The organism is Pseudomonas sp. PA-1-6B (assembly GCF_021609545.1).
Lineage (GTDB): Bacteria > Pseudomonadota > Gammaproteobacteria > Pseudomonadales > Pseudomonadaceae > Aquipseudomonas > Aquipseudomonas fluorescens_BV.
On record NZ_WJZM01000001.1, the window covers coordinates 192,868 to 218,269 of the forward strand.

The following is a 25,402-nucleotide window of genomic DNA, read 5'->3' on the forward strand; positions in this document are numbered from 1 at the left end:
ATTCATAAGGCGTGTTTCTGCCGGCCGGCCCAGGGCGCCAGCATAAAGCTGAACGCCAGGCCCAGGCTGACCGACAAGCCGAAATTGCTCACGGCCGGTGTACTGGAGACCGCCAGCAGGCCGAACGACAACCAAGTCGTCAGCGCCGCCAGCAGTGTTCCCAACAGGCTGACGGCAGGGCCGCCGATCTGCTCGCGCATCAAAATCGCATAGTCGACGCTGATGGCCGTGACCAGCAGCAGGCCAAACAGGCTGAACAAAGTCAGCGGCTGGCCCAGCCAACCGAGGCTGGCCAGGCTGCACAACGCCGCCAGCAGCGGCAGGGCGACGATACGCAAGGCGCCGCCAAAGCCGAAGGGCGCAATCAGCAATAGCACGATCAGCACGCAAGACAGCAACTTCAATTCGGCAGCGCTGATCTGCGTGTCGGCAAACACCCGGTTCAAGTCACCCAAGCGGTCCACCAACTGCACGCCGGGCAAGTCCAGTGCCTGCACCCGCAGCAGCGCCGGGTTGTTCAAGCCTTGCAGGCTGACCATGGCCGCCACGCCACCGTCCACCGGGCCCAGCCACAGCGTGCGCCAGGGCTCGGCCAGCGGGCCTTGCAGTGCGGCGTCGATGTCTGCGGTAGGCAGGGCCTGCAACTGCGCCACTTCGGCTTGCAGGGCGCTGAGGGGCACGCCGAGGTCCAGTAGTGGTTGCCAGTGTGGCGCCAGGTTGTTCAGCGCCTCGCGCAGCTGTTGTTGCTCGCCGGGGAGGTTGACCAGTTGATTGAGCGCCAGGTAGCCCTGGAGCTTGTCCATCTGCACCAACTGATCCAAGCGCTTGCCCAGGGCGGCCTGGCGCTCCAGCAACTGCTGCTGATTGTCTGCTCGCACCAGGAAAAACTGGCTGGTGGGCTGGAACCCGGTGATGCGCGCCACGGCCTGGGCTTCGTGCAGCAACTGCGGCGGCGCACCGATCCATTGGCGGATATCATTTTTAGTGTTCAGTTGCCACAGGCCCGCAGCGCAGAACAGCAGCACCCACACCAGCAGTACCGAACTGGGTACGCGTTTGAGCAGGGCCGTGCGCAGCTGCCATAGGCTTTGGGCGACACGCAGCGGCCATTGCGCCGGGCGCAGTTCCACGCCCTTGAGCAGCGCGGGCAACAGGCACACGGCACACAAATAGGCACCGACCAAACCGGCAGCCGAGAACACCGCAATCTGGGTCAGCGCCGGGAACGGCGTCCAGGCCAACGCCAGGTAGCCAATCGCGCTGGTGGCCAGGCTCAGGCTCAGCCCTGGCAGGGTCAGGCGCAACGCCGGCCAACTGCGCCACGGCTGCAGGCTCCAGCTTTTGGACAGGTAATGCAGCGGGTAATCCACTGCCACGCCGATCAGGCTGGAACCCAGCACCAGGGTCATCACATGCATATGCCCAAATAGCGCCACACATGCCACCGCGCCAAACAGCATGCCCACCAGTACCGGCACGAACGCCAGCAACACCCGCCAGCGTCGGAACGCCAGCAGCAGCAATAACAGGATGCCCAGGGTGGCGCCGCCGCCGACCCAGGTCATTTCCCGAGTGGCCTGCTGTTGCCCGTTGGCCGCATAGAGCAAACCGCTGGCGGCGAGCAGTTGCGCGCCGTGTGCGCTGGCTTGCTCGCGGCTGGCCTTCAGCAAGTCCGCCACTTGCAGCGGCAACTTCATGTCGAAGGCGTTGCCGGTAGTGCGGGCCCGCAGCAGCACCCAGCTTTTGCCGTCGGCATCGGCGATCAAGGCGCCGCTGCCGATGTCAATTTGCACCGCGCCCTGTTGCGGCTGGCTGTTCTGGATGCGCCCGGTCAGGCCGAGCCAATCGTCCTGGCTTGGCACCAGGCTGAAACCTGTGAAGGGGTCGAACAGCGATTGCACACGTTGCTGGATGAACGCCTCAGGCTGCTGGATCAGTTGTTCGCGGTCCTTGGCCGACAGCATCGACAGACGCCCACGCAGCAGTTGCTCGCGCAATGCTGGCAAGTCGGCTTGCAGGTTCCACTGCACCTTTTCAAACAGGCCGCTGGCCTGCCAGCGCTCACCCAGTTGCTGCGCCACGGCCACCGCTTGCTGGCGGTCGACATGCCCCACCAGTACCAGCATTTCGCGGTTGAGCGGCTCTTGCATGCGCTGTTCGGCTTGCAGTTCCAAGGCGTCCGGCGTGCTGCCGGGCACCAGTTCCATCAGGTTGGCCGACAACGGCGCGCCATTACGCCACTGCCAGCCTGCCAGGGCCAGCACGGCCACCAGCAAGGTCAGGAACAGGCGCGGCAGCAGGCGCTCACTGGGCAAAGTCGTGTTGCTCCGCATTGCTCAACGGCTGCTCGGCGGTACTGTCCTGCATGCGCAACAGCGTGCTGTCGCCTTGGGTTTCCAGCAGTTCAATGGTGTGCACCAGCGCGCCGCCGTCGATATTGATCTGGGTGAACACTTGCTTGAGCAGCAGCGAACGCGGGGTCAGCGTGAGCTTCCACTGTTGGGCCTCGCCTTGCAGTTGCAGGTCGAAGTCGCGCTGCAGGCCACTGCTGTCGCCCTGCAGTACTGCCAGGAACAAACGATTCTGTTCGGCGCCGGCACTCTTGTTTGGCAATAGTTGCCAGCCATTGGCATCGCGGCGGGCAATGCCTTGGGAGGTGATGCGGTAGTCCTGTTGCAGAGGGGTTTTCAACAGCCACAGCAGGCCGTGATCCTTGGCGAGCACGAAGGTGCCTTTGCTCACCAATGGCTGGGGCAGGGCACGCAGGTGTTTTTCCTGGGTGAAGTTGCCGTGGATCACGGAGGGTTTGGCAAGCTGATCGCTCAACTGCTGCAGGTCGAAGGCATGGGCGCTGAAGCTCAGCAACAACGCGATCAATGTGGGAGCGGGCTTGCCCGCGAAGAACCTGAGGGCGCTGCGCAGCGTCAGGCGACCTGCGTTATCGTTAACGTCCATCGCGGGCAAGCCCGCTCCCACAGGGGATCTCATTTCAAGGCTCTCTCTACGGCGTCGGTGAAGACTTTGGGCGAGGCCAGCTGCATCTCGCGGCTGGCGATTTCCACCGCCACTTGCACGGTGCTGGCGCGGGTCAAGCGCTCGCCGCTGGCCAGGTCGGTAATCAGGTAGTTCACCTTCAAACGGTTCTCCCATTCCACCAGGCTGGCGCGCACATTGATGGTCTGGCCGAAGGTCGCGCCGCGCACATAGCGTAGCTGCATGTCGATCACTGGCCAGGCGTAGCCGGCTTCGAGCATCGCCGTATAGTTATGGCCGATCTTGTCCAGCAACGCACAGCGCGCCACTTCCAGGTACTTCACGTAATGCCCGTGCCACACCACGTTCATGGTGTCGATGTCGAAAAACGGCACAAGGATTTCAGTGTCGCTGTGCAACACGCCGGGGCTACGCATGCAGCCTCCAGTGTTGCGCGGCGATACGTTGCAGGCACAGGCGCAGTTCGCCTTCCAGGGCGCGGTCTTCGATGACCGGCGCAAAGTCCTGGGCCAGTTCCGCGTGCATCGCGGCCAGTGCCGGTGGCAGTGGGCGGGCATCCTCGGCCTGGGCGCGCAGCCACACGCCCTGGTTGGCGGCGAGCAGGGACGCGGCGGCGACCTGTTCGGTCAACTCCAGCACGCGGATCGCATCGCGGGCAGCGATGGTGCCCATGCTCACCTTGTCCTGGTTATGGCACTCGGTGGAGCGCGAGAACACGCTGGCCGGCATGGTGTTTTTCAGCGCTTCGGCGGTCCAGGCGCTGGTGCCGATCTGCACGGCCTTGAAGCCGTGGTTGATCATGGCGCGGTCAGCCGGGGCGCCTGAGAGGTTGCTCGGCAGGCCATGGTTGTAACGCACGTCCACCAACAGTGCGAGCTGGCGGTCGAGCAGGTCGGCAACGTTGGCGACCAGGGTCTTGAGGCTGTCCATGGCGAAGGCGATATGCCCGCCGTAGAAGTGCCCGCCATGCAGCACACGTTCTTCTTCGGCGTCGATGATCGGGTTGTCGTTGGCGCTGTTCAGTTCGATCTCGATGAACGAGCGCAGCCAGTTCAGGCTGTCAGCCAATACGCCGAGCACGTGGGGCGCGCAGCGCAGCGAATAACGGTCTTGCAGGCGATGCAGGGGGGCGGTGGGCGCGTCGATGGCCAGGTCCTTGCGCAGCCACGCGGCGACTTGCATCTGCCCAGGGTGCGGCTTGGCGGCGAACAGGCGCTCGTCGAAGTGTTCCGGGTTGCCTTGCAGCGCCACCACGTTGAGCGCGGTGATGCGCGTGGCCAGTTGCAACAGGTAGTCGGCGCGGGCAAAGGCCAGGCAGGCCAGGCCCGTCATCACTGCGGTGCCGTTCATCAGTGCCAGGGCTTCCTTGGGCCGCAGTACCAGCGGCTCCCAGCCCAGCTCGCGGTGTGCGTCGGCCGCCGGGCGGCGTTCGCCACGGAACAGCACTTCACGTTCGCCGGACAAGGTCGCAGCCACATAGGACAGCGGCGTCAGATCACCACTGGCGCCCACCGAGCCTTCTTCCGGGATCAATGGCAACACATCGTTTTCGAGGAAGGCATGCAGGCGTTCCAGCAGTTCCACACGCACCCCGGACACGCCATGGCACAGCGACTGCAAACGCGCCGCCAGTACGGCGCGGGTGGCCTGGGCATCAAGCAATTTGCCCAGGCCGCAGCCGTGAAAGGTGTACAGATGACGCGGCAAGGCTTCGACGTGCTCCAGCGGCACCGGCACTACGCAGGAGTCGCCGTAGCCGGTGGTCACGCCGTAGATCACGCCTTCCTTGTCCAGCAGCGAGTCGAGGAACTGCGCGCCCTTGGCGATGCGTTGGCGGTACGCGGCATCGTCCTGCAGGCGAGTGGGCACCTGGCGGTTGGCCAGGGCCAGCACGTCTTCGATGCGCAGGGGGCGTTCACCAAAGGTGATGGGCTCAAGAGGCGTCGTCATCGGTCTTCCAGAAAGGGTAAAAGTTGAACCATTGTTGGGGCGCTTGCAGGCAGAACTGGCCCAGGCGTGCGGCGTAGCGGGCGGTCCACAGGGCGATGACCTGCTCGCGGGTGCTGCGCTTCCATTCGATCAAATCGGCAAAGGGCTCGATAGTCAGGCGATAGCGACTCTGGTGCTTGAGACACATCAGCAGATTGACCGGGCACTTGAGCAAGCCCGCCAGCAGCCATGGGCCTTGGGGAAATGCCGCCGTGTGTCCGAGGAAGTCCACGCGCACCGTGCGCCCGCCGTGCAGCGGGATGCGGTCGCCGGCAATCGCGAGCCACTCGCCATCGTCCAGGCGCTGGCTGAGTAGCAGCATGGTGGCCGGGTCCAGTTCGCTGACCTGGATCAGGCGCAAATGGGTCGCGCCGGCCTCGCCCAGCAGACGGTTGAAACGCTCGGCGTGCTTGGTGTGCACCAGCACATTCATGGTGACCTGCTCACCAATCTCCGCGAGGGCGCGGCACACTTCCAGGTTACCCAGGTGCGCACCCACCAGCATCTGCCCGCGCTCGCCACGCAGTTGACTGCGCAACTGCGCCGGGTCGTTGATCTCGATTTGCTCCAGGCGCAGCTTGCCGTTCCACACGTCCAGCTTGTCCAGCAGCGAATCGGCGAAGGCCATGAACTGGGCAAAGACTGTGCGGTGGCTCGGCAGCAAGTCATCGCGCCCGCTCCATTGCGCCAGCCGCTGCTGGTATTGCCAGGCGCTGTGGCGTGCGGTGCGGCCGAACAGGAAGAAGTAAAAGACGATGCTGTAGAGCAACGGGCTCAATAGGCGACGGCCGAGGACTTTGACCGCGACCGCGGTGAATTTCATCAGCCAGAAGCTGCCGCGTTCCTCGCGGTCGGCCCAATGCTTGGTGCTGTCGTTCATGCTTGCCACCGTCGCCACAGGATCATCGGCGCACGCACGAGCATGCCGAAGAACAACCGCGTGTGCATGGCGCTGATGCGCAGGTTGTCGCGCAACAAACGAAAGTGCGACAGGCCGTCGGCGGGGTAGTGCACCTGAGTGGGCAGCCAGCGCATAGGCTGGTTGCGCCAGGCCAGGCGCACCAGGATGTCCGAGTCGAAATCCATGTGCGTGCCGATGTAGGCCGAGTCCATCAGCGCCAGCGTCGGCGCCAGCGGGTACACGCGAAAGCCGCACATCGAGTCGCGAATCTCAAGCGACAGGGTGTTGATCCACACCCACACGTGGGTCAGGTAACGTGCGTACAGGCGACCCTTGGGCACGCTGTCGTCGTATTGGGGGTAGCCGCAGATGACGGCCTCGGGGTGCTGGCGTGAGGTGTGGATAAAGGTCTGGACTTCGCGCAGGTCGTGCTGGCCATCGGCGTCCACTTGCAGGGCGTGGGTATAGCCCAGGCGCGCTGCTTCGCGAAAACCGGCCATCACGGCGGCGCCCTTGCCCTGGTTGCAGGGCAGGGTCAGCAGGGTGACGTTGTCCAGCGTCGCCAACTGCGCCAGCACGGCTGCGCACGCGGCGCTGCTGCCATCGTCCACCAAGAGGCAGGGCAGGCCGCTCTTCAGCACACTGTGGACCACGGCCGGCACGGCGGCTTCGTGGTTGTACACCGGAATCAAAGCGCAGGGGTTATGCATATTCAACGCCTGCGCAAACCCCGTGGCGAGGGAGCTTGCTCCCGCTGGGCTGCGAAGCAGCCCCAATGGAGGCGACCGAGATCATCCTGGGAGTGGGTGATGCCTGGGTTGGGAGCGCTTCGCACTCCAGCGGGAGCAAGCTCCCTCGCCACGAGAACAGGTCATGCATGCGCGGCCTCCAGCACTATCCGCCCGCTTGAGCACGCCGCAACCCCATTGCGATAGGCGAAGTACAGCTTGCTACGCTCCCGATCAAAGCGCAGATGCAATTCGATGTGATCGCCCGGGCGCACCAGTTGCTGGAACTTGAGCACTTCCATGCCGGCGAACCGGGTTGGCAGGTCGAGCAATTGCTGGCCCAGGTTGAACGCCCATTCCACCTGCACCACCCCCGGCAATACCGGGGTGACCGGGAAGTGCCCGCTGAAATAGGCCAGGTCCGGCGGGATGCTCAGTTGCAAGGTCCATTCACCTTCGGTTTCGACTTGTGCCAACACCTCAGGCCCCTTGGGGCGAGGCGCCAGCAACAAGGCTTCGATATCGGCCTGGGGCAACTTGCCCTGGCTGTTCAGCGGCAGTTGGCGCAACAAGCGCCAGCGGCGTGGCAAGGCCAGGGCTTCGCAATGTTGGCTCAGGTGCTGGCGCAGGGTCTGGGTGAGCGTGCGGCGGCCCTGGTTGCGCAGGGCATGCAGCCCCGCGTCGGTGAGCACCACCACGGCACCCAGGGACGCACGGTTTTCCTGCACCACGCCCAGGCGGGTGTCGGCCACCCATTCATGGGTGATCAGCGCTTGTTCCAACATCGGCAGGGAGATGCGTTTTTCTTCCAGCTTGACGATACGGTCCAGGCGGCCCAGCAACTCAAAACGGCCATCGGCATGAATGCGTGCAGCGTCGGCAGTCTGTTCGATGTGCCCTTCGGGCAGGTATTTTGATGCGATACGCAGAGCGCCGTCGGCATCCTGGCTCAGTTGCACATCGGCAAACGGCTGCCAGGGTTGCGCGCCCTGGCGCCAGGCGATGCCACCGGTTTCCGAGCTGCCGAGGATTTCTGTCGGCCATTGCTGCAAACGGTCGTAGAGGCTGCCGGCCGCATCAACCGGCAACGCGCCACCGGAGGAAAATACCCGTGCAACCTGGCTCAGTGCCGGCCAGTCGAGGTTGCCGCCCATACGTTTGAGCAGCGCCGGGCTGGCCACCCAGGCGAATTGCGGGTGCTCACGGCTGGCGCGCTGCATGTCTTCGGGGAACGCCAGTTGCTTGCGCACAAAGGTGCGGCCGGCACACAGCGGCCACAGCACGCGAAACAACAAGCCGTAGATATGCTGGGTGGCGACACTGCCGATGATGCAGGCGTCCTTGAGGTCTTTGCCCCACAGGGCTTCCAGCGCCTCCACCTCATTGGCCAGCTGGCGCAGGGACTTGTCGATGCGCTTGGGCTCGCCGCTGGAGCCGGAGGTGCACAGGCTCAGTTGGCAGTTGTCCAGGTCGAGGGGGGCGGCGCTCAAGGGCGCTTGATACAGCGCGTCCAGGTCGCTGGCATCGACCAGCCAGGCGTCCACGGCAGTGGCCCAGCGTTGGCGCGTCTGGGGTTGCAGGTCGGCGGGCAGCAGCACGCTCGCACCGGCGCGCCAGGCGCCCAGCAGTGCAATCGCCAGCAGGCCGGCGTCTTCCAGGTGCACGGCCAGGCGCCGGATACCCCGGGCCTTGAGGCCTGCGGCGAGGCTCAGGGAGTGCTCGCACAGTTGCGCGTGATTCATGAGGGGCTCGGCGGTCACCCCGCGATCTTGCAGTGGCTCAAGCAGCAAGTGCTCAAGTTTCAACCCTTTCATACGCGGCCTCGAACCCTTTGTCGTACCAGCCATTCCACGGCAAACAACAGGCCCATCAACCCGTAGGCGATCAGGCCGTTGTACAACGTCCACCAGCTCAGCGGCGCCCACAGGGTGAGCGCGGCGGCGAGCAGGCCATTACAGAGAAAAAACACACTCCACACCAGGGTGACCCGGCGGGTATACACCACCGCGTGGGGCGGCAGGTACGGGTCGGTCATGCGTGCCAGGCGCTCGACTATCGGCGGGCCGTACTTCAGGCTCAGGCCGAACAGCGCCAGCATGAACCCGCTGACCAGGCTCGGGTACCAACGCAGCCACTGGGCGTTATCGAACCATGCCAGTGCCAGGCAAAACACGATCACCACCACCGCCATCCAACGGCTGCCCGGGCGCCGCGCAGCGGTGAGCGCGCGCAACAGCCACAGGCTGCCCAGCAGCAAGCCGAACTGCCAAGGTGCAAAGTGCTCGGTGCCGTAATACACCGCGAAGGGGTACAGCAGCCCCGCCAATAACAGGCCAAGGCCGATCAGCCGGCTCATGCGGCGGGCTGGACCAGACGGTACACCGCCTCTACCACGTCGTTCACCGTGCGTACCGCCTTGAACTCTTCGGCGGCGATTTTCTTGCCGGTCTGGCGCTTGATGTGGTCGATCAGGTCCACGGCGTCGATGCTGTCGATTTCCAGGTCCTGGTACAGATTGGCGTCGAGGGTGACGCGTTCCGGGGGCAGTTCAAACAGTTCCACCAAGGCGTCGCGCAGGGTGTTGAAGATATCGTCACGAGTTTGCATGGTACGGTCTCAAGCTGCCTGTCGGGCCGTGACGAATGCCGCAAGGCTGGCCACGTTGGTGAAGTGATTGCGGGTGTCCTTGGCGTCGGCATCGATTTTGATGCCGTAGGTTTTCTGGATCGCCAGGCCCAATTCCAGCGCATCGACCGAATCCAGGCCCAGGCCTTCGCCAAACAGGGTCTGGTCACTGCCAATGTCGTCGGGGCTGATGTCTTCCAGGCCCAGGGCCTCGATGATCAGCGTCTTTATGTCGTGCTCAAGGCGGTGTTGGTCGCTCATCTTCGGCGAGCTCCTTAATGAAATAGTGATGCAGGTGATCGTTGAGCTTGCGTGAAGCCTGGGGCGCGGGCCCGACTGCGGCAAACGCTTGTAGCTCTATATCGGCGCCCACGCGCAAACTGAAGTGAAATCGACGGTGGGGGATGCGATACCAGGGTTCGGCCTTGGTCAGGGTGGTGGGGCTGACCTTGATCACCACTGGCGTGATGATTGTCGCACCGCGCAGCGCAATGGCCGCACCGCCGCGATGAAAGGCCGGCGCCGCGCCCGGCGTGGTGCGGGTGCCTTCGGGAAAGATGATCAGCGTCTGGCCGGCGCGCAGAGCATCGGCTGCAGCATCGAGCATATCGGCACTGCCGTCGTTGCTGATATAGCCGGCATCGCGTACCGGGCTGCGGGTGAACGGGTTCTGGAACAGGCTCTGCTTGACCACGCAGTTGGTCTGGCGCATCAGGCCGATCAGGAACACCACGTCGATCAGCGACGGGTGGTTGGCGACGATCATCTGGCCAGGGCGGCCAAGCTTTTCGGCACCCTCGACGCTGAAGGTGAGAATGCCCAGGCCCTTCATCAGGCGAATGAAAAACCAGAACAGGCAACTGATGGTGTGGCGTGCGCGCCGTTGGTGCTGGCTGGCGTCGCCCGGCAGGCAACTGAGCAGCGGAAACACCAGCAAACGCAGGCACAGCCCGCCGATGCCGAACAGGCAAAAGCTGAGGGCCGTGGCGAACAGGCGCCAGTAGTAGGCCTGCCGTGGCTTGTGGGTCAGGGCTTGCGTTGCCAGTTCCATACTCGGTTCTTCCAGGCATGTTGGCAGGCGCCCTGTTCGGCCAGCAGGGTGCGCAGCAGGTTCAGGGCGTGGGGCCACTGGGTTTGAGTGAGTTGGACAGTGCCGGTGGTGAGTTCCAGTTGCCACTCGTCGCCCGGCGTGAGCAACAGGCCGAGGGCATAGGGGAAGGGCACATCCGTAATCCAGCTGGCGTAGGCGTGGGGCGGTTGTTCTTCGGTGATCACCAGCAATACGGCGGCGGCGCCTTCGTTGAGCAACGCGGCGGCTTCGAGCAGGCCATGTTCGAGGCCATCGCCAGCGGCGGCGAGGGCGGTCATCTCGCTGGTTTCATTGCGCAGGATCGACCACAGGCCAATTACCGCGTTATGCACCGACAGACTGAACTGAGTCGGCGACAGCGGCTGCTCGTTGGCCAGGTCGCTGAGGATGTCCAAGGTGCGCGGGGTTTCACCGTGGCGGGAAATAAACACCAGTGGCAGGTCTTCAAGGCCCTCGGCCAGCGGCCAGCCGACGCTGAACGCCATGCGCGCCAGCCGGCTCAGACGGCGGCGCTGCATGGCTGGCAAAAATGACACATCGGGGGACGCTTCGCTGACAGGCGGCAACACCGGGTCCCGGCACCAGGCGTACCAGTCGTCCGCACTCGCAAGGCCAGGAGCCCAGGCGCGCCATTGGGCGATGTTGAAGTTGATCACTGAGAAGTTATCCCGCCCCTGCGGGCTTCCATGTGCGGCCAATGGCCCCGGATTCCGGGACAGGGAGCAATGGCCGTATGGCGCGCATTATCCCGGTGCCGTGGGGTTCTAGCAAATAGTGGTGAAAGTTTGTTCACTATTGATCACAAATAAGTTGGAAGAATTTACAGATTAGCGGCGAGCGAAGGCCGGACTCGATCGGTGCGCGGTTTCCATTCATTTGTGAGCCAGGCAGCGCGTAAGGATGAACGAGGTAGCTAACCGGCGCTTTTGCGCTCTACACTCGGGGGATTCATTGATACACGGAGGTTTTTCCATGCGGCGCGTGGTGTTCAATCAAAAAGGCGGTGTGGGCAAGTCCAGCATCGCCTGCAACCTGGCGGCGGTCAGCGCCAGCGAAGGTTATCGAACCCTGTTGGTGGACCTCGATGCACAGGCCAACTCAACCCAGTACCTTACCGGGCTGACGGGCGACGACATCCCCATGGGAATCGCGGATTTTTTCAAGCAAACGTTGTCTTCCGGGCCGTTTTCGAAGAAGAACAAGGTGGATATCTACGAAACGCCGTTCGACAACCTGCACGTGATCACCGCCACCGCCGAGCTGGCAGACCTGCAGCCCAAACTTGAAGCCAAGCACAAGATCAACAAGCTGCGAAAGCTGCTGGATGAGTTGAGCGAGGATTACGACCGGATTTACCTCGACACCCCACCCGCGTTGAATTTTTACGCGGTTTCGGCGCTGATTGCCGCCGATCGCGTACTGATCCCCTTCGATTGCGACAGCTTTTCCCGCCAGGCCCTGTATGGCCTGCTGGCTGAGATCGAAGAATTGAAGGACGACCATAACGAAGGCCTGGAAGTGGAAGGCATCGTGGTCAACCAATTCCAGGCACGGGCGAGCCTGCCGCAACAGATTCTCGATGAGTTGATTGCCGAAGGGCTGCCGGTACTGCCGGTGTACCTGGCCAGCTCCGTGCGTATGCGCGAGTCGCACCAGGAGAGCAAGCCGCTGATCCACCTGGACCCACGGCATAAGCTGACGCAGCAGTTTGTGGAGTTGCATAACTTGCTGGAAAACGCCTGACCCAACAGGCAAGCCAGCTCCCACAGTTTTGATTGCATTTCGGCGGGTGAGTTGGATTTGTCTCACAGAGTCTGTAGGACTCCTCTGGTAATTGGGCTTGTGCCTTGTAACCTTGCCTACAGCTACGCCAGAATCCGCCGGCTTGTGCGTCTGGATGGGCGTCTCTAAGGTTTGCCGGTCGCTGAATGTTCAGTGATCGGGTTTAGTAGCCCACTCAGACGAAAGCATGTGCATCGCTCCAAAGCATGGCGTTTTTTGCCTATCTTATGGTGGCTGTGCGCAGGGCGCCTTAGGGTGCGCCGGGTTTTGCTTTCGTTCTACCGGTCTACTAACCTGCGTACAGCTGCCGCCCCTTGTTTAGTAGCAAGAAGGCGATGGCCCTGGCAGAGAACGAAAATATGAATTTATTCACCGTTACACCCAACCTCCCCACCGAAACCCTCGTGCTCAACAGCTACGAAACCTTCTCCTCGGTGCGCACCTTGCTGCTCAACCTGTCCAACGACCTCACCGGCGAACACCGCGACGTAGCGCTGGCCATCCACCAGCTAAGCGAACTGGGCGTCATGCTGGTCAGCCAGATGATGGACCGCGAAGCCCCGCTGTCCTGAAGCTGAAATGCATTCAATGTGGGAGCTGGCTTGAACTGTTCAAGCCAGCTCCCACATTGACCGAGTTGATTGAGGGGGACGTTTACACCCCCTGGCTGCTCAACCAACTCATCAACTGCGGCAACGGGAATGCCCCGCTCTGGCGCGCTACTTCGCGGCCGTTCTTGAACAGAATCAAACTGGGAATCGAGCGAATCCCCAATTGCGCCGACAGCTGCTGGTTAGCCTCGCTGTCCAGCTTCGCCAGCCGGCACTTGCCTTCCAACTGCCCGGCTGCTTGTTCGAATACCGGCGCAAACGACTTGCACGGCCCACACCAGTCGGCCCACACATCGACCAAAAGCGGCAGGTCGCCCTTGATCTGGCTGGCATAGTCGCCCTGTTTCAAATCAAAGGGTTTGTTCAGCAACACCGACTGCTTGCAGCGCCCGCACTTGGGCGCGTCACCCAGGCGTTCGCCGGGGATACGGTTGAGGCCGTTGCAATGAGGGCAGGGGATTACAAGAGGTTCGGACATTGGAGGCTCCTGGGGTTTGGCCAGTTGGGTATTTGGTGTCGAGACAGAGGTTTATCAAGGATATAGATACTTATTCGCTCACATTTTCGTCGCTCGCCAGCGTGAACGGTGTGGCTAGGCTTTTTGTTGTGCGCCACCGGTCTGTTTGCGGCTATAGCAAATTGCGATAGTTCGAATTCAGGTTTAACCTTCATAGCAAGATGCGATAAGGACGTTGCATGCGAGTCATCAGTGAAAGCAGGATCTGGGAAGCAAAAGGAAAATGGCCGCGCTCTGCAACAGCTCTGGATCAGTGGTATCGCGTGATCAAGCGCAACGCCCCCAAGGACTTTGCCGCAATGAAAGCCATGTTTCCCGCCACCGACAAGGTCGGTGAATTTCATGTATTTGATATTGGCGGTAACAAGCTGAGGTTGATTGCGTCGGTGCAGTATCGAATGCAGCGCGTTTACATCAAACACCTGCTTGACCACCGTGATTATGAGAAAAACAAATGGAAGGAAAAAATCAGATGAGCGCACTTATGCGAGTGGCGGCAGAGCACTGGCAGTTCGTTTCGCCTGTGCTGCGCAAGCCGGAAAACGACGCAGACTACGACGCACTGGTGTGCGGCTTGGATGAACTATTGAGTCTGGTGGGTGAAGACGAGGACAGCCCGCTAATGAGCCTGGTCGACATTCTGAGCGACTGGATCGAAGCTTATGATCGTGAGCATCGCCCAATGCCCGTCGCTAGCGGGGTCGATGTGCTGCGCTACATGATGCGCGAGCACAATCTTACCCAGAGTGACCTTCCTGGCGTTGGGGCGCAATCAGTTGTCTCGGAGATATTGAGCGGAAAGCGCCAGCTCAACGTGCGCCAGATTCGTTGGCTGGCCGAGCGTTTCGGGGTGTCGGTGGAGACCTTTATCTAAGGGGTCACGACGAACAACTAATCTCCAAATGCTTACCCCAATCCGGCGGCCGTTGCGCGTACTGCTCCATGCCCGCTTGTTCCTCAAACGGCCTGGTCAGCACGTCATGCAGCCGCCGCACTTCGCTGTAGTCGCCTGATTCGGCGGCGGTGATGGCGTTTTGGGCCAGGTAGTTGCGCAGGATGTACAGCGGGTTGACCGCATGCATGCGCTCACGGCGCTGTTCCTGGGTGTAATCCCCATCCCGTGCAACACGGGCCTTGTACCGCTCGGCCCAGGCATCAAACCCGGCCATGTCGACAAAGTCATCACGCAACCGCGCCACGGCTAACGTCGCCGATTCGTCGCCCAGGCGGCGCAAGAACAGCGTGTAGTCCACACCGCTGTTCTGCATCAGCTTGAGCAAACCCTCCACCAGCGTCTGGTCGTCTTCTTCGGCGGTGGTCAGCCCCAGCCGGCGGCGCATCAGGTCCAGGTAGTGCGCTTGATACAGCGGCAGGTACAGGCCGAGGGCTTCTTTCAGTGCCTCAACGCTGATGAACGGTGTAAGCGCCTGGGCCAAGGCGCTGAGGTTCCACTGCCCGATCGGCACCTGGTTGCTGAAGGAGTAGCGCCCTTCATGATCGGAATGGTTGCAGATGAAGTGCGCGTCAAAATCGTCGAGAAACGCGAAGGGCCCGAAGTCGAAGGTAATGCCCAGGATCGACATGTTGTCGGTGTTCATCACGCCGTGGCAAAAACCATAAGCCTGCCATTTAGCGATCATTTCGGCGTTGCGCTCGACGATCTCGCGGAACATCGCCAGGTAAGGCTCGGGTTGCTCGCGGCATTCGGGGTAGTGCAGGTTCAGCACGTGCTCGGCCAGTTCGGCCTGTTGCTCAGGCTTCTTGGTGTAATAGAAATATTCGAAGTGCCCGAAGCGAATATGGCTGTGGGCCAGGCGTAAAACCATCGCCCCGCGTTCCTGTTTCTCCCGCCATACCGGCGTGCTGGAGCCGATCACGCACAGGGCGCGGCTGGTGGGGATGCCTAGCGCATGCAGGGCCTCGGAGGCGAGGAATTCACGAATCGAAGAGCGCAACACGGCACGCCCGTCACCCATGCGCGAGTAAGGCGTCATCCCGGCGCCCTTGAGGTGTAAATCCCAATGCTCGCCGGCCTCGTTATAGGCCTCGCCCAACAATAACCCGCGGCCATCGCCCAACTGCGGGGTGTAGCCGCCGAATTGATGCCCGGAATACACCATCGCCCGTGGTTCTGCCTCGGCCCACAGCTTGTGGCCGCCGAACAGCTCGGCAAATACCGGGGTTTCGGCCACGGCCGGGTCGAGGTCAAGCAGGGCCATGGCGGCCTTGCTCGCGACCACCAGGCGCGGCTCGTCGAGGGGCTCGGGCAGTACGTGGGTCGAGAATGCGTCGCCCAGGCGTGCGAAGCGGTTGTCGAAGGTCAGTTCGTCGAGGGCTTTCACCGGCCATCTCCAGCAGAATGTCCGAGCATTCTGCTGGGGATAGGGCGTTTAGTCGAGTTTGCTGGGTGGCGGCTCCGGCGCATCCGCCACTTTGCCTGCGGGAGGCTCGGGGGCGTCGGGCTTGTCGAGGGGCTCGGCGATGGTCTTGCGCTCGTCTTCGGCCGGCACCAATTTGTATTCCTGGCCGTGAAGATTCTTCAGGTAGATTTCCATCTGCCGGAACGAGATGTTGATGTGCTGTTTCTTGAACTCACGATTGATGTAGCGGTTGACCTCGTCCAACACCGGGTTACGGTCGCCCAGGTCGCGAACATGCATGCGCAGTTCGTGGTCGAGGGTGCTTTCGCCGAAGTTGAGGAAGTACACATGAGGTTCCGGCTCTTTGAGTACCCGTGGGTTTTCTCGCGCCGCCTTGAGCAGCAATTCCTTCACCAGGTCCAGGTCGGAGCCATAGTCCACGCCCAGTTTCAGGGTGACACGGGTGATGGTGTCGGTCAGCGACCAGTTGATCAGTTGCCCGGTGATGAAGGTCTTGTTGGGGACGATGATGTCCTTGTTGTCGAAGTCGGTGATGGTGGTGGCACGAATGCGGATCTTGCTTACCGTACCCGACAGGTTGCCGATGGTAATGGTGTCGCCAATGCGCACCGGGCGTTCGAACAAAATCATGATGCCGGAGATGAAGTTGGCGAAGATCTCCTGCATGCCGAAACCCAGGCCCACCGACAGCGCGGCCACCAGCCATTGCAGTTTGTCCCAGCTCACACCGAGTGTGGAAAGGGTGGTGACAAAGCCCACGCCGGCAATGATATAGGACAGCAAGGTGGTGGTAGCGTAGGCGCTGCCCTGGGCCAGGTCGAGCTTGGACAGCACCAGGACTTCGAGCAGGCCGGGCAGGTTGCGCGCCAGGGCGAAGGTGATACCGATGATGATCGACGCACCCAGCAGGTCGCCGATGCTGATGGGCACCATGCTGATATTCGTACCTGTGCCGCTGGTGTATTCGTACAGGGTGACGTTGTCCAGGTAGGAAAATACCGAGATCAGGTCCGACCACACCCAATACAACGCCGCGATAAAGCCGCCGAGCAAGGCCAGGCGGATCAGGCGCATGGACTGTTCGTTGACCTGCTCGATGTCCAGGGTCGGCTCTTCGATCACCGCTTCGCCGTCACCGGCCTCCTTGGCTGCCTGGCGTTTGGCCAGGGCCCGGGCGTAGGCCAGGCGCCTTGCGGCAACACCCAGGCCGCGCACGAAGGTGGCTTCGATCACCAGCCAGAACATCAGCAGGTACAGGGTATTGATCAGCCGGTCGCTGAGTTTCAGCGCGGTGTAGTAATAGCCAAAGCACACGGCAATAAACAGTGCGATGGGCAGGGCGGTGAACACCACCCCGATAGCTTTGCGAAACAACGAGGCCTTTTCGTGGGTAGGGCTGTTCAGCAGCAGACGGCCCAGCAGCCAGGCCATCAGCCCGTAGCAGGTCAGTACCACGGCGATACCCAACACGTCGTCAGCCAGCGCCGCCGGTTGATGTTCGGCAATCGCGACCACGGCCACCAACGCCAGTACCACCAGCCCGAGCTTGCGTATCCAGCCTTGCAGGAATTCGACCTGGGGCCTTTCCCAGCGAAAGTGCAACTCCGCCACGCCGCCCGGCGCGAGGATGCGGTAGGCGGTGTAGAACACCAGCCAGGCCTGGGCGATCTGCAACAAGGCCGCGCCCAGGTTGGCGTTCTGCCCGCGGGCGTCGATCTGCAACGCGTAGCCGCACAGCGCCAGGCCCAGAGCCACGGGCATCGCCAGCAGAATGTTGATCAGGATGGCCTGCGGCGTATGCCACTGGCTGTCGCGCTTGAAGTGGCCGATGTCCTGGTGAACCTTTTTCAGGCGCACATACAGCGCATTGCGTCGCCACAACAGCGCGCCGATCAGCAACAGCAGCGGCAGGAACAGCAGTGGGCGTTGGGTCAGGCCGTCATACAGCTCGCTGACGCTGGACGCCCAGGGCAGGGTGGTGACCTGTTTGCTCAGATGCGCCGGTACGGTTTCCAGCCATTCGGTGTCCAGCGGCTTGTTGCTGGGGATCCAGAACATTTGCTCGTCGAGCGTGGCGCGCAGGGTGCTGGCGGTGCTGAGCAGTTGTTTCTGGTTCAGTTGCAGGGTGATGGATTCGTTCAGCAGCGCACTCAGCTCGCGGCTCAGGCGTTCCAGCAGATCGCTGCGGGTGAGCGCCACTTCCAGCAAGGTGCGGCGCAGTTGCGGGGTGACCTCATCCGGCGGCTGGTTGGCCAGCAGGTTGTCCACATAAGCGCTGGGAGAGGTGATCAGCTCACGCTGTTGGTTGACCTCGAACTGGTACAGGCGAATGTTGGCGATGTCGTCGGCCAGGTCTTTGTCCACGGTGAGACGCGGCAGGGCCTGCTTTTGTTTATAGAGAATCTTGGACAGCAGCAGGCTGCCCTTGAGCACGTTGATCTGCTCGTCCAGGGCCGAATCGCTTTGGGTCACGGTGTCCAGTTGCTGCTTGGTCTGCAGGTTTTTCTGGGTCAGGTCGTTGAGGCGGTCGGTGCTCTTGAGCAGGTAGTCGGACAGCTTCAGGTTGTCTGCGCTTTCCTTGGCCAGGATGCTACTGCCGCCGGCTTTCTGCGCTTCGATGGACTGTTGGGTCACCGTCTGCTGGGACTGGGCCAGGCGTTTCTGGTTGATCAGGGTTTGCAGGTCCTGGATTTCTTGCTCCAGGCGTGCGGTTTTTTCCTGGATCAGGTCGTGCTGGCTGTTGCCCAGGTCTTGCAGCTGACTGTTGCCGGCCAATTCCTGGCGGCGCAGGGGAATCAAGGCATTCAGGGCCGCCAGTTCGGCGTTGAGCTGGTTGCGCTGGTCGCCGCTGAGGGGTTTGCCATTGTCTTTGCCGAGCTTGAGCGTCGCGTTGATTTGCTGGATGCGTGTCTGGCTGCTGCTGATCTCGGTCTGGGCGCGCTCGGGGCGGGTCTGGGCGGCGATAGTCAGGCTGTTGGCGTCGGCCAGTTCTTTTTGCAGGTCGCCTTGCTGGGTGCTGCGTTGCACCAATAACTGCTCAAGCTGCGGCACCGGCAGGCTGGCGTAGCGTTGGGCCACCGGGATGATTTTGGTGGCCTTGAGGCGCGCCAGCTCACGCTGGTTCTCATTGGTCTGGCGCGGGGCCTCTTCCAGCTGGCGCTTGAGGTCGGCCAGGCGCTGCTCGTAGTCCTGCTGATTGCCCAGGTAGGTCAGGGTCTGTTGCAGGGTCGCCTGCAGTGCCTTCATGTCGGCGTCAGGCAGCTTGCGGTCGGGCAGTTTATCCAGGCTTTGCTGGACGGCTTCGGCGCTGGGCGGGTCGGCGGCGTATACGCTGCCAACACAAAGGGTCAGGCCCAGCAGGGCAGTGGCGAGAAAAGTACGCAGGGTTGGCATAGAGACCGGTCTTGCAAAGTGAAGAATCGGGGGCGTCGTTGTCCCGCAGTTTAGAGGAAGAGTCCGGGGCCCGGGCGACTTCCTTCGGGGAATCTGACGCCAACTTTGCCAATCTTGTTCCCGTCCATGACGGCGACAGTCCAGATGGTGTTGTTCCATTCCACCTGGTCGCCGACTACCGGTGCACCGCCAACCTTCTGGGTAATGAAGCGGCTCAATGGCATGTCCGGGTCGATACCTTCAAGTTTGAGCCCGTACAAGGCGGAAACCGCGCCCAGCTGGGCGTCGCCTTCGAGTACGAAGTCACCGAAGAAGCGCAAATCGAGGCCCCGTTGCGGTGCCTGGCTGAACAGTTTGCCCAGGGCCGGCAGGTTGTGTTCGTGGCCGATCACACAGAGCAGATCGCCGACTTCCAGCACCGTACTACCCGACGGATGGAGCAGTTGCTGGCCACGAAACAGCGCGGCGATGCGCGTGCCTTCGGGCATTTTCAGCTCGCGCAGGGCCGCGCCGATGCACCATTTTTCGGCGCCGAGGCGGTAGACGAACAACTCCCACTCGCTGGTAACGTGCACTTCCAGGGCCGCGCGGGAGATCGGCGCTGGGTCTGGCGGTACGGTGACTTTGAGCAACTTGGCCACCCACGGCAGGCTGGTGCCCTGCACCAACAGCGAGACCAGCACGATAAAGAATGCCAGGTTGAAGTACAGCTGCGCATGGGGCAGGCCGGCCATCAGCGGAAACACCGCGAGGATGATCGGTACCGCGCCGCGCAGGCCGACCCAGGCGATAAAGGCCTTTTCGCGCCCGTGGAACGCCTTGAATGGCAGCAGGCCAACCATCACCGACAGCGGCCGGGCAAACAGGATCATCCACAGCGCCAGGCCCAGGGCGGGCACGGCGATGGGCAGCAAATCGTGAGGCGTGACCAGCAGGCCCAGCACCAAAAACATCCCGATCTGCGCCAGCCAGGCCATGCCGTCAAGCATATGCAAAATGCCATGGCGGCTGCGCACCGGGCGGTTGCCGATCACCAGCCCGCACAGGTACACGGCGAGGAAGCCGCTGCCGTGCAGGGCGTTGGTCAGGGCGAAAACGAACAGGCCGCCGGCGATCACCAGGATCGGGTACAGGCCGTTGGCCAGGTTGATGCGGTTGACCAGTTGCAGCATCAGCCAGCCGCCGCCCAGGCCTACCAGGCCACCGATGCCGAATTCGCGGATCAGGTGCGTGAGCAAGCTCCAGTGCAGGCCGGTCTGGCCGCTGGCGAGCATGTCGATCAGGGTGACGGTGAGGAACACCGCCATCGGGTCGTTGCTGCCGGATTCGATTTCCAGGCTGGCGCTGACCCGTTCGTTGAGGCCCTTGCCACCCAGCAGCGAGAACACCGCTGCGGCATCCGTTGAGCCAACAATGGCGCCGATCAGCAAGCCTTGGATGATGTTGAGGTCGAACAGCCAGGCCGCCGCCATGCCCGTGAGGCCGGTGGTAATCAACACCCCCACCGTGGCCAGGGACAAGGCCGGCCACAGCGCCACGCGGAAACTCGCCACCCGGGTACGCAAACCGCCGTCGAGCAGGATCACGGCGAGGGCGAGGTTGCCCACCAGATAGGCGGTCGGGTAGTTATCGAAAATGATGCCACCGCCATCGACCCCGGCGGTCATGCCCACGGCCAGGATAATCACCAGGATAGGGATACCCAGGCGTGACGAAAGCGAACTCACCAGAATGCTCGCAGTCACCAGCAACGCGCCGATCAAGAACAGGCTGTTGATGGTCGTCGCATTCAAAGGCAGTACTCCAGGGCAGGGGGAAGACAGGACGCAAACTGACCATGCAGTCTGCGTGCCAGGGATTCTAACCTGTTGAATTGCTGCGCTGTCAAAAAGCTTTTGTGGCTGCACATCGCTCAAATGTGGGAGCTGGCTTGCCTGCGATTGCGGTGTGCCAGGCGCCATGGGCGTTAGCTGACAGATTGCTATCGCAGGCAAGCCAGCTTCCACAAGGTATGCGGTGTGAGCAAAGGCTTATTTCAGAGGCGGAACCTTCCGACCATCCCATTCAGATCCACCGCCAAGCGCGACAACTCACCGCTCGCCGCACTGGTCTGGCTGGCGCCGGTGGCCGATTGCACCGACAGGTCACGGATATTCACCAGGTTGCGGTCCACTTCCCGCGCCACCTGGGCCTGTTCTTCCGCCGCGCTGGCGATCACCAGGTTGCGCTCGTTGATCTCCACAATCGCCGTGTTGATGGTGTCCAGCGACAGGCCCGCGCCTCGGGCGATGTTGAGTGTCGATTCGGCGCGCTCGGTGCTGTTGCGCATCGAGTCCACCGCGTGTTCAGTGCCTGTCTGGATGCTGCCGATCATGCGCTCGATTTCGCTGGTGGACTGCTGGGTGCGATGGGCCAGCGCCCGCACTTCATCCGCCACCACGGCGAAACCACGCCCGGCTTCCCCGGCTCTAGCTGCTTCGATCGCGGCGTTCAGGGCCAGCAGGTTGGTCTGGTCAGCCAGGCCACGGATCACGTCCAGTACTTTGCCGATATCCCTCGATTCATTGGCCAGGTCGCCAATCAGGGAAGCGGTGGCCTGCACGTCGGTACTCATGCGTTCGATAGCGCTAACGGTTTCCTGCACCAGGTCGCGACCGTCACCGGCAGAGGTGGTGGCATTGCGCGAGGCTTCGGAGGTGCTCACCGCGTTGCGTGCGACTTCTTCCACCGCACTGGTCATCTCGTTGACGGCAGTGGCGGCCTGTTCGATTTCGTTGTTCTGCTGGGTCAGGCCACGGGCGCTTTCCTCGGTGACCGCATTCAGCTCTTCAGCGGCAGACGCCAGCTGGGTAGCGGAACCGGCGATCCGTTGCAGTGTGTCGCGCAGTTTGTGTTGCATCTTGGCCATGGCCGCGAGCAGGCGCCCGGCTTCGTCGTTGCCGTCCACGGTGATCGGGCGCGTCAGGTTGCCTTCGGCCACTTCTTCGGCGGCTTCTAGCGCCTGGGCGATGGGCAGGGTGATGCTGCGGGTCAGCAACCAGGCAAACAGCAAGGTCAGCGCCGTGGCAATCACCAGCAGGCCTACCACCAGGTCAAAGGCCATGTCGTATTGGTCTTTGGCGCGCTGGTTGGTGGCGTTGGCGTCGTCGTTATTGATATCCAGCAAGCGGGTCAAGACCGCATTGACCTGCTCGGAGTTGTCCAGCAACTCGGTGTTGAGCAGGCTGCGCAGCTCGTTGACCTGATTGGCGCGAGACAGGCTCTTCATGCGCTCTTCAATCTGGCGGTACTGGCCTAGCAAGCGGACGTACTCGTTATAAGCGTTGCGCTCTTCGGTGCTGGTGATCAGTTTTTCGTAGATGTCCTGGGCTGTGCGAATCTGCTGATTGCGCAGTTCAAAGGCTTCCAGGGTCTTTTGCTGTACATCCGGCTCGCGGTTGGTCAGCAAGCGGTACGACAGCACGCGCAGGCGCAGGGTCAGTTGAGTGAGTTCATCCACAGCGCGAATGCTGGGGACGCTGGCTGAGGTAATGTCTTCGGTGGCTGCACGAATTTTGCTCATCTGGTTCAGGGCGAACACACCGAGCAACAACATCAAGGCGCCAATAAATGCGAAGCCGAGGAAGGCCCTCGGGGCGATATTCATATTACGAAGAGACATGCTGGAGTCCTGGGGGAGGCGCTATCCATGCGGCCATGAGACGAGGTGTGCCCGCCTTATCGGCCATGCGACTAAAGTCTTAAAGGGGCGCGCGCTTTTGTCGCATCGGACCAGGGGGTGGGTGAGTTCAGGAACCAGATCGGGTAAATGCAGTCACTAAGGCTCGAAAGTGCGGCCCGGCCTTGCATCATCGGGCGGCGCGGCCAGGGATAACCCTGGCATCCGAGGTGAATTTTCTTTATCGTCACCGCCCTTTTTAAAAGCCCGAGAAATCAAAATGTTAGAAGCATCCCTCAGCCAATTGGAACAACTGGTCAGCGACCTCGTACAGCAGAATCAAGAATTGCTGGGCAGCAACGAATCCCTCAAGGCCGAGCTGGCCCGCGCCAAGGACGAAAACGACAGCCTGCAACTGAACCTGATGGAACAGGAAGAAAAGCACGGCGCCACCGCCGCCCGCATCCAGGCGCTGGTTGAGCGTGTAAGTGCAGGGCCCGTCAGCGCATGAGTGAGGGCATAAAGGTCGTTTCGATTCTCGGAGAGGATTACTCGATCAAGGCACCGGCCGGCGAAGATCAGACCCTGATGCATGCCGTGACCATGCTCAAGGCCTCACTGGCGGTTACCAAGAAAAAGTACCCGACCCTGATCGGTGACAAGCTATTGGTACTGGCCGCGCTGAACCTGTGCGCCGAGCAGATTGAAATGCAACAGGCTCACCAGCAGGAACTCGACCGTTACCAAGAGCAAGTCAGCGCCACGGTCGATGTGATTTCCAAGGTGATCGGTCAGCCTTAGAACCACTCGTCTTGCATGCCCAGGCACGTATCGTCGCGTGCCTCCAGAATCGCCAGTTCATGATGGCAGCTTGGTACTTCCCAGGTCAGGAAGTACCGGGCGGCCTGGAGCTTGCCCTTATAAAAGGCCGCGTCAGCCTCGTCACCCTTGGCCAGCCCTTCTTCGGCGCGGATCGCCTGTTCCAGCCAGCGCCAGCCAATCACCGTGTGCCCGAACACTTTCAAGTACAGCGCCGAGTTCGCCAGGCTGCTGTTGACCTTGCCTTGGGCGAGATCGGTCAGCAGGCCAATCGTGACGCTTTGCAGCCGGTTTACCAGTTGCTCCAGAGGCTCTCGCAGTGCCGTGAGTGAAGGGTGCTTTTGCGCCCGGGCTCCGGTTTCGGCGATCAGGCGGATCAATTGCTTCAAGCCGGCGCCGCCGTTCTGCGCCAATTTGCGCCCGAGCAGGTCCAGGGACTGGATGCCGTGGGTGCCTTCATGGATGGGGTTCAGACGGTTGTCGCGGTAGTACTGCTCCACCGGGTATTCGCGGGTGTAGCCGTGGCCGCCAAGAATCTGGATCGCCAGCTCGTTGGCCTTGAGGCAGAACTCCGACGGCCAGGATTTGACGATCGGCGTAAGCAGGTCCAGCAGTTCGTGGGCTTGCTTGCGCTCAGTGTCGGTTGCCAGGGTGGTGGTGTCGTCGAATAGCCGCGCCGCGTACAGGCCGAGGTCAAAGGCGCCTTCCACATAGGCTTTCTGGGTCAGTAGCATGCGCTTGATGTCGGCGTGCTGGATGATCGCCACCGGTGCGGTGCTCGGGTCTTTGCTATCAGGCAGGCGCCCCTGGGGCCGTTCGCGGGCGTAGTCCAGGGAGTAAAGGTAGCCGGCGTAACCGAGCATCACCGCGCCCATGCCCACGCCGATGCGTGCCTCGTTCATCATCTGGAACATGCAGCTCAGCCCCTGGTGCGGCTTGCCCACCAGATAGCCGACACAGTTGCCGTTATCGCCGAAGTTAAGCGCCGTGGACGTGGTGCCGCGCCAGCCCATCTTGTGGAACAGCCCCGCCAGCAGCACATCGTTGCGAGCGCCCAGGCTGCCGTCATCGTTGACCAGGAACTTGGGCACGATAAACAGCGAAATGCCCTTCACGCCTGCGGGAGCGTCCGGCAATTTGGCCAGCACCATGTGCACGATATTTTCCGACAGCGAATGGTCGCCACCGGAGATAAAGATCTTGTTGCCCTTGAGCCGATAACTGCCGTCAGCCGCGGGTTCTGCACGGGTCCGAATGTCCGACAGGGAGGAACCGGCATGGGGCTCGGTCAGGGCCATGGTGCCGAAGAAGCGCCCGTCGATCATTGGCTGCAGGAAGCGTTGTTTCTGCTCCTCGGTGCCGAAGCTCTCAATGAGGTTGGCGGCGCCCATGGTCAGGAACGGGTAGGACGTCGAGGCGGCGTTGGCCGATTGGAAGTGCGCGAAACAAGCTTGGGACAACAGGGTCGGCAGTTGCATGCCGCCTGCTTCAAAGCTGCGTGCTGCGTTGAGGAAGCCGGCTTCAAGGAAGGCGTCCACGGCGGGTTTGACCTCCGGAATCAGGATCGCCTGGCCGTTTTCATAGCGCGGTTCGTTTTCGTCGTTCTTGCGGTTGTGAGGGGCGAAGTACTTTTCTGCGATGTTACGCGCCGTGCTGATCGCGGCATCGAAGGTTTCGCGGTTGTGTTCGGCAAACCGCTCGCGCTGGGTCAGGCCCTCGGCATCGAGGACTTCGTACAGCTCGAAAGCCAGATTGCGGGAACTGAGCAGCGTCTCGGACATGGCGGCGTACCTTTGAAGGAATTGGCCTGAGTCTAAGTGCGCGAATGGAGAGTGGATAGCAAGATTGATTTAAGTGATAGAAGGGCAGAACGCTGGCGCGAGGTGGAGCGCGATCAGTGTGGGAGCTGGCTTG

24 protein-coding genes and 1 pseudogene are annotated in these 25,402 nt (G+C 61.9%); 6 read left to right on the top strand and 19 right to left on the bottom strand.

Features of this window, described 5'->3' with window-relative positions; translation table 11 throughout:
* Positions 1–2: 2 nt before the first annotated feature.
* The 12 genes from GIV35_RS00865 to GIV35_RS00920 all read right to left on the bottom strand — a co-directional run bounded on the left by GIV35_RS00865 (position 3) and on the right by GIV35_RS00920 (position 10,983).
* Entirely contained in the window at positions 3–2,333 is a 2,331-nt protein-coding gene (locus GIV35_RS00865) for an MMPL family transporter (protein WP_223023728.1), read from the bottom strand.
* Entirely contained in the window at positions 2,305–2,988 is a 684-nt protein-coding gene (locus GIV35_RS00870) for an outer membrane lipoprotein carrier protein LolA (protein WP_232914379.1), read from the bottom strand. The genes GIV35_RS00865 and GIV35_RS00870 overlap by 29 nt, the downstream gene beginning before the upstream one ends.
* Positions 2,985–3,410, bottom strand: a complete 426-nt coding sequence (locus GIV35_RS00875) for an acyl-CoA thioesterase (protein WP_003187940.1) — start codon at positions 3,408–3,410, stop codon at positions 2,985–2,987. The genes GIV35_RS00870 and GIV35_RS00875 overlap by 4 nt, the downstream gene beginning before the upstream one ends.
* Complete coding sequence (locus GIV35_RS00880; RefSeq protein ID WP_236264135.1) at positions 3,403–4,944, bottom strand: HAL/PAL/TAL family ammonia-lyase; 1,542 nt, start codon at positions 4,942–4,944, stop codon at positions 3,403–3,405. Before GIV35_RS00880 ends, GIV35_RS00875 begins: the two co-directional genes overlap by 8 nt.
* Positions 4,928–5,863, bottom strand: a complete 936-nt coding sequence (locus tag GIV35_RS00885) for an LpxL/LpxP family acyltransferase (protein WP_236264133.1) — start codon at positions 5,861–5,863, stop codon at positions 4,928–4,930. Before GIV35_RS00885 ends, GIV35_RS00880 begins: the two co-directional genes overlap by 17 nt.
* Complete coding sequence (locus tag GIV35_RS00890) at positions 5,860–6,594, bottom strand: glycosyltransferase family 2 protein (protein ID WP_236264131.1); 735 nt, start codon at positions 6,592–6,594, stop codon at positions 5,860–5,862. The genes GIV35_RS00885 and GIV35_RS00890 overlap by 4 nt, the downstream gene beginning before the upstream one ends.
* 161 nt (positions 6,595–6,755) lie before the next feature.
* Positions 6,756–8,426, bottom strand: coding sequence for an ApeI family dehydratase (locus tag GIV35_RS00895; RefSeq protein WP_236264130.1), 1,671 nt, complete (start codon positions 8,424–8,426; stop codon positions 6,756–6,758).
* On the bottom strand, positions 8,423–8,968 hold the full coding sequence (locus tag GIV35_RS00900; protein ID WP_200648108.1) for a hypothetical protein: 546 nt from the start codon (positions 8,966–8,968) through the stop codon (positions 8,423–8,425). The genes GIV35_RS00895 and GIV35_RS00900 overlap by 4 nt, the downstream gene beginning before the upstream one ends.
* Positions 8,965–9,219: an acyl carrier protein gene (locus GIV35_RS00905; RefSeq protein ID WP_003187949.1), complete on the bottom strand. Its 255-nt coding sequence runs from the start codon at positions 9,217–9,219 to the stop codon at positions 8,965–8,967. Before GIV35_RS00905 ends, GIV35_RS00900 begins: the two co-directional genes overlap by 4 nt.
* A gap of 9 nt (positions 9,220–9,228) precedes the next feature.
* Positions 9,229–9,498, bottom strand: a complete 270-nt coding sequence (locus GIV35_RS00910) for a phosphopantetheine-binding protein (protein ID WP_105225508.1) — start codon at positions 9,496–9,498, stop codon at positions 9,229–9,231.
* Positions 9,476–10,288, bottom strand: a complete 813-nt coding sequence (locus GIV35_RS00915) for a lysophospholipid acyltransferase family protein (RefSeq protein ID WP_223023731.1) — start codon at positions 10,286–10,288, stop codon at positions 9,476–9,478. Before GIV35_RS00915 ends, GIV35_RS00910 begins: the two co-directional genes overlap by 23 nt.
* Positions 10,264–10,983 (bottom strand): beta-ketoacyl synthase chain length factor, encoded by a 720-nt coding sequence (locus GIV35_RS00920; RefSeq protein WP_223023732.1) that lies wholly within the window; start codon positions 10,981–10,983, stop codon positions 10,264–10,266. The genes GIV35_RS00915 and GIV35_RS00920 overlap by 25 nt, the downstream gene beginning before the upstream one ends.
* Positions 10,984–11,299: 316 nt before the next feature.
* Between GIV35_RS00920 and GIV35_RS00925 the strand changes: the two genes are divergently transcribed.
* Both GIV35_RS00925 and GIV35_RS00930 read left to right on the top strand, forming a co-directional pair.
* Positions 11,300–12,070, top strand: coding sequence for a ParA family protein (locus GIV35_RS00925; protein WP_020301660.1), 771 nt, complete (start codon positions 11,300–11,302; stop codon positions 12,068–12,070).
* A gap of 398 nt (positions 12,071–12,468) precedes the next feature.
* The gene (locus GIV35_RS00930; protein WP_223023733.1) at positions 12,469–12,681 is read left to right on the top strand and encodes a DUF6124 family protein; all 213 of its coding nucleotides are present in this window, start codon (positions 12,469–12,471) and stop codon (positions 12,679–12,681) included.
* 82 nt (positions 12,682–12,763) lie between these two features.
* Here GIV35_RS00930 and trxC read toward each other — a convergent pair whose 3' ends face one another.
* The gene (gene trxC, locus GIV35_RS00935) at positions 12,764–13,198 is read right to left on the bottom strand and encodes a thioredoxin TrxC (RefSeq protein ID WP_105225511.1); all 435 of its coding nucleotides are present in this window, start codon (positions 13,196–13,198) and stop codon (positions 12,764–12,766) included.
* A 218-nt stretch (positions 13,199–13,416) separates the two neighbouring features.
* On the opposite strand from trxC, the gene GIV35_RS00940 reads away from it, so the two are divergent.
* Both GIV35_RS00940 and GIV35_RS00945 read left to right on the top strand, forming a co-directional pair.
* A complete protein-coding gene (locus GIV35_RS00940) occupies positions 13,417–13,713 on the top strand; it encodes a type II toxin-antitoxin system HigB family toxin (RefSeq protein ID WP_003187960.1) in 297 nt (98 codons plus the stop codon).
* Entirely contained in the window at positions 13,710–14,111 is a 402-nt protein-coding gene (locus tag GIV35_RS00945) for a helix-turn-helix domain-containing protein (RefSeq protein WP_003187963.1), read from the top strand. The genes GIV35_RS00940 and GIV35_RS00945 overlap by 4 nt, the downstream gene beginning before the upstream one ends.
* Before the next feature lie 4 nt (positions 14,112–14,115).
* Here the strand turns inward: GIV35_RS00945 and selO are convergent, their stop codons facing one another.
* The 5 genes and pseudogenes from selO to GIV35_RS27415 form a co-directional block, all read right to left on the bottom strand.
* Positions 14,116–15,579: a protein adenylyltransferase SelO gene (gene selO / locus GIV35_RS00950; RefSeq protein WP_236264128.1), complete on the bottom strand. Its 1,464-nt coding sequence runs from the start codon at positions 15,577–15,579 to the stop codon at positions 14,116–14,118.
* 48 nt (positions 15,580–15,627) lie between these two features.
* Positions 15,628–19,011: a mechanosensitive channel MscK gene (gene mscK / locus GIV35_RS00955; RefSeq protein WP_105225514.1), complete on the bottom strand. Its 3,384-nt coding sequence runs from the start codon at positions 19,009–19,011 to the stop codon at positions 15,628–15,630.
* A 50-nt stretch (positions 19,012–19,061) separates the two neighbouring features.
* Entirely contained in the window at positions 19,062–20,804 is a 1,743-nt protein-coding gene (locus GIV35_RS00960) for a potassium/proton antiporter (protein ID WP_044270843.1), read from the bottom strand.
* A 242-nt stretch (positions 20,805–21,046) separates the two neighbouring features.
* Positions 21,047–21,919, bottom strand: coding sequence for a methyl-accepting chemotaxis protein (locus GIV35_RS27410; RefSeq protein WP_371920465.1), 873 nt, complete (start codon positions 21,917–21,919; stop codon positions 21,047–21,049).
* Positions 21,920–21,949: 30 nt separating this feature from the next.
* A pseudogene (locus GIV35_RS27415) lies at positions 21,950–22,672 on the bottom strand (MCP four helix bundle domain-containing protein); the annotation flags it as partial.
* 277 nt (positions 22,673–22,949) lie between these two features.
* Between GIV35_RS27415 and GIV35_RS00970 the strand changes: the two are divergent.
* Positions 22,950–23,180 carry a hypothetical protein gene (locus GIV35_RS00970; RefSeq protein WP_003187970.1) on the top strand — a complete coding sequence of 77 codons (231 nt, stop codon included), beginning with the start codon at positions 22,950–22,952 and terminating at the stop codon, positions 23,178–23,180.
* Entirely contained in the window at positions 23,177–23,470 is a 294-nt protein-coding gene (locus tag GIV35_RS00975; RefSeq protein WP_003187971.1) for a cell division protein ZapA, read from the top strand. The genes GIV35_RS00970 and GIV35_RS00975 overlap by 4 nt, the downstream gene beginning before the upstream one ends.
* On the opposite strand, the gene GIV35_RS00980 is transcribed toward GIV35_RS00975, so the two are convergent.
* Complete coding sequence (locus tag GIV35_RS00980; protein WP_223023736.1) at positions 23,467–25,269, bottom strand: acyl-CoA dehydrogenase; 1,803 nt, start codon at positions 25,267–25,269, stop codon at positions 23,467–23,469. The genes GIV35_RS00975 and GIV35_RS00980 overlap by 4 nt on opposite strands.
* Positions 25,270–25,402: the final 133 nt, after the last annotated feature.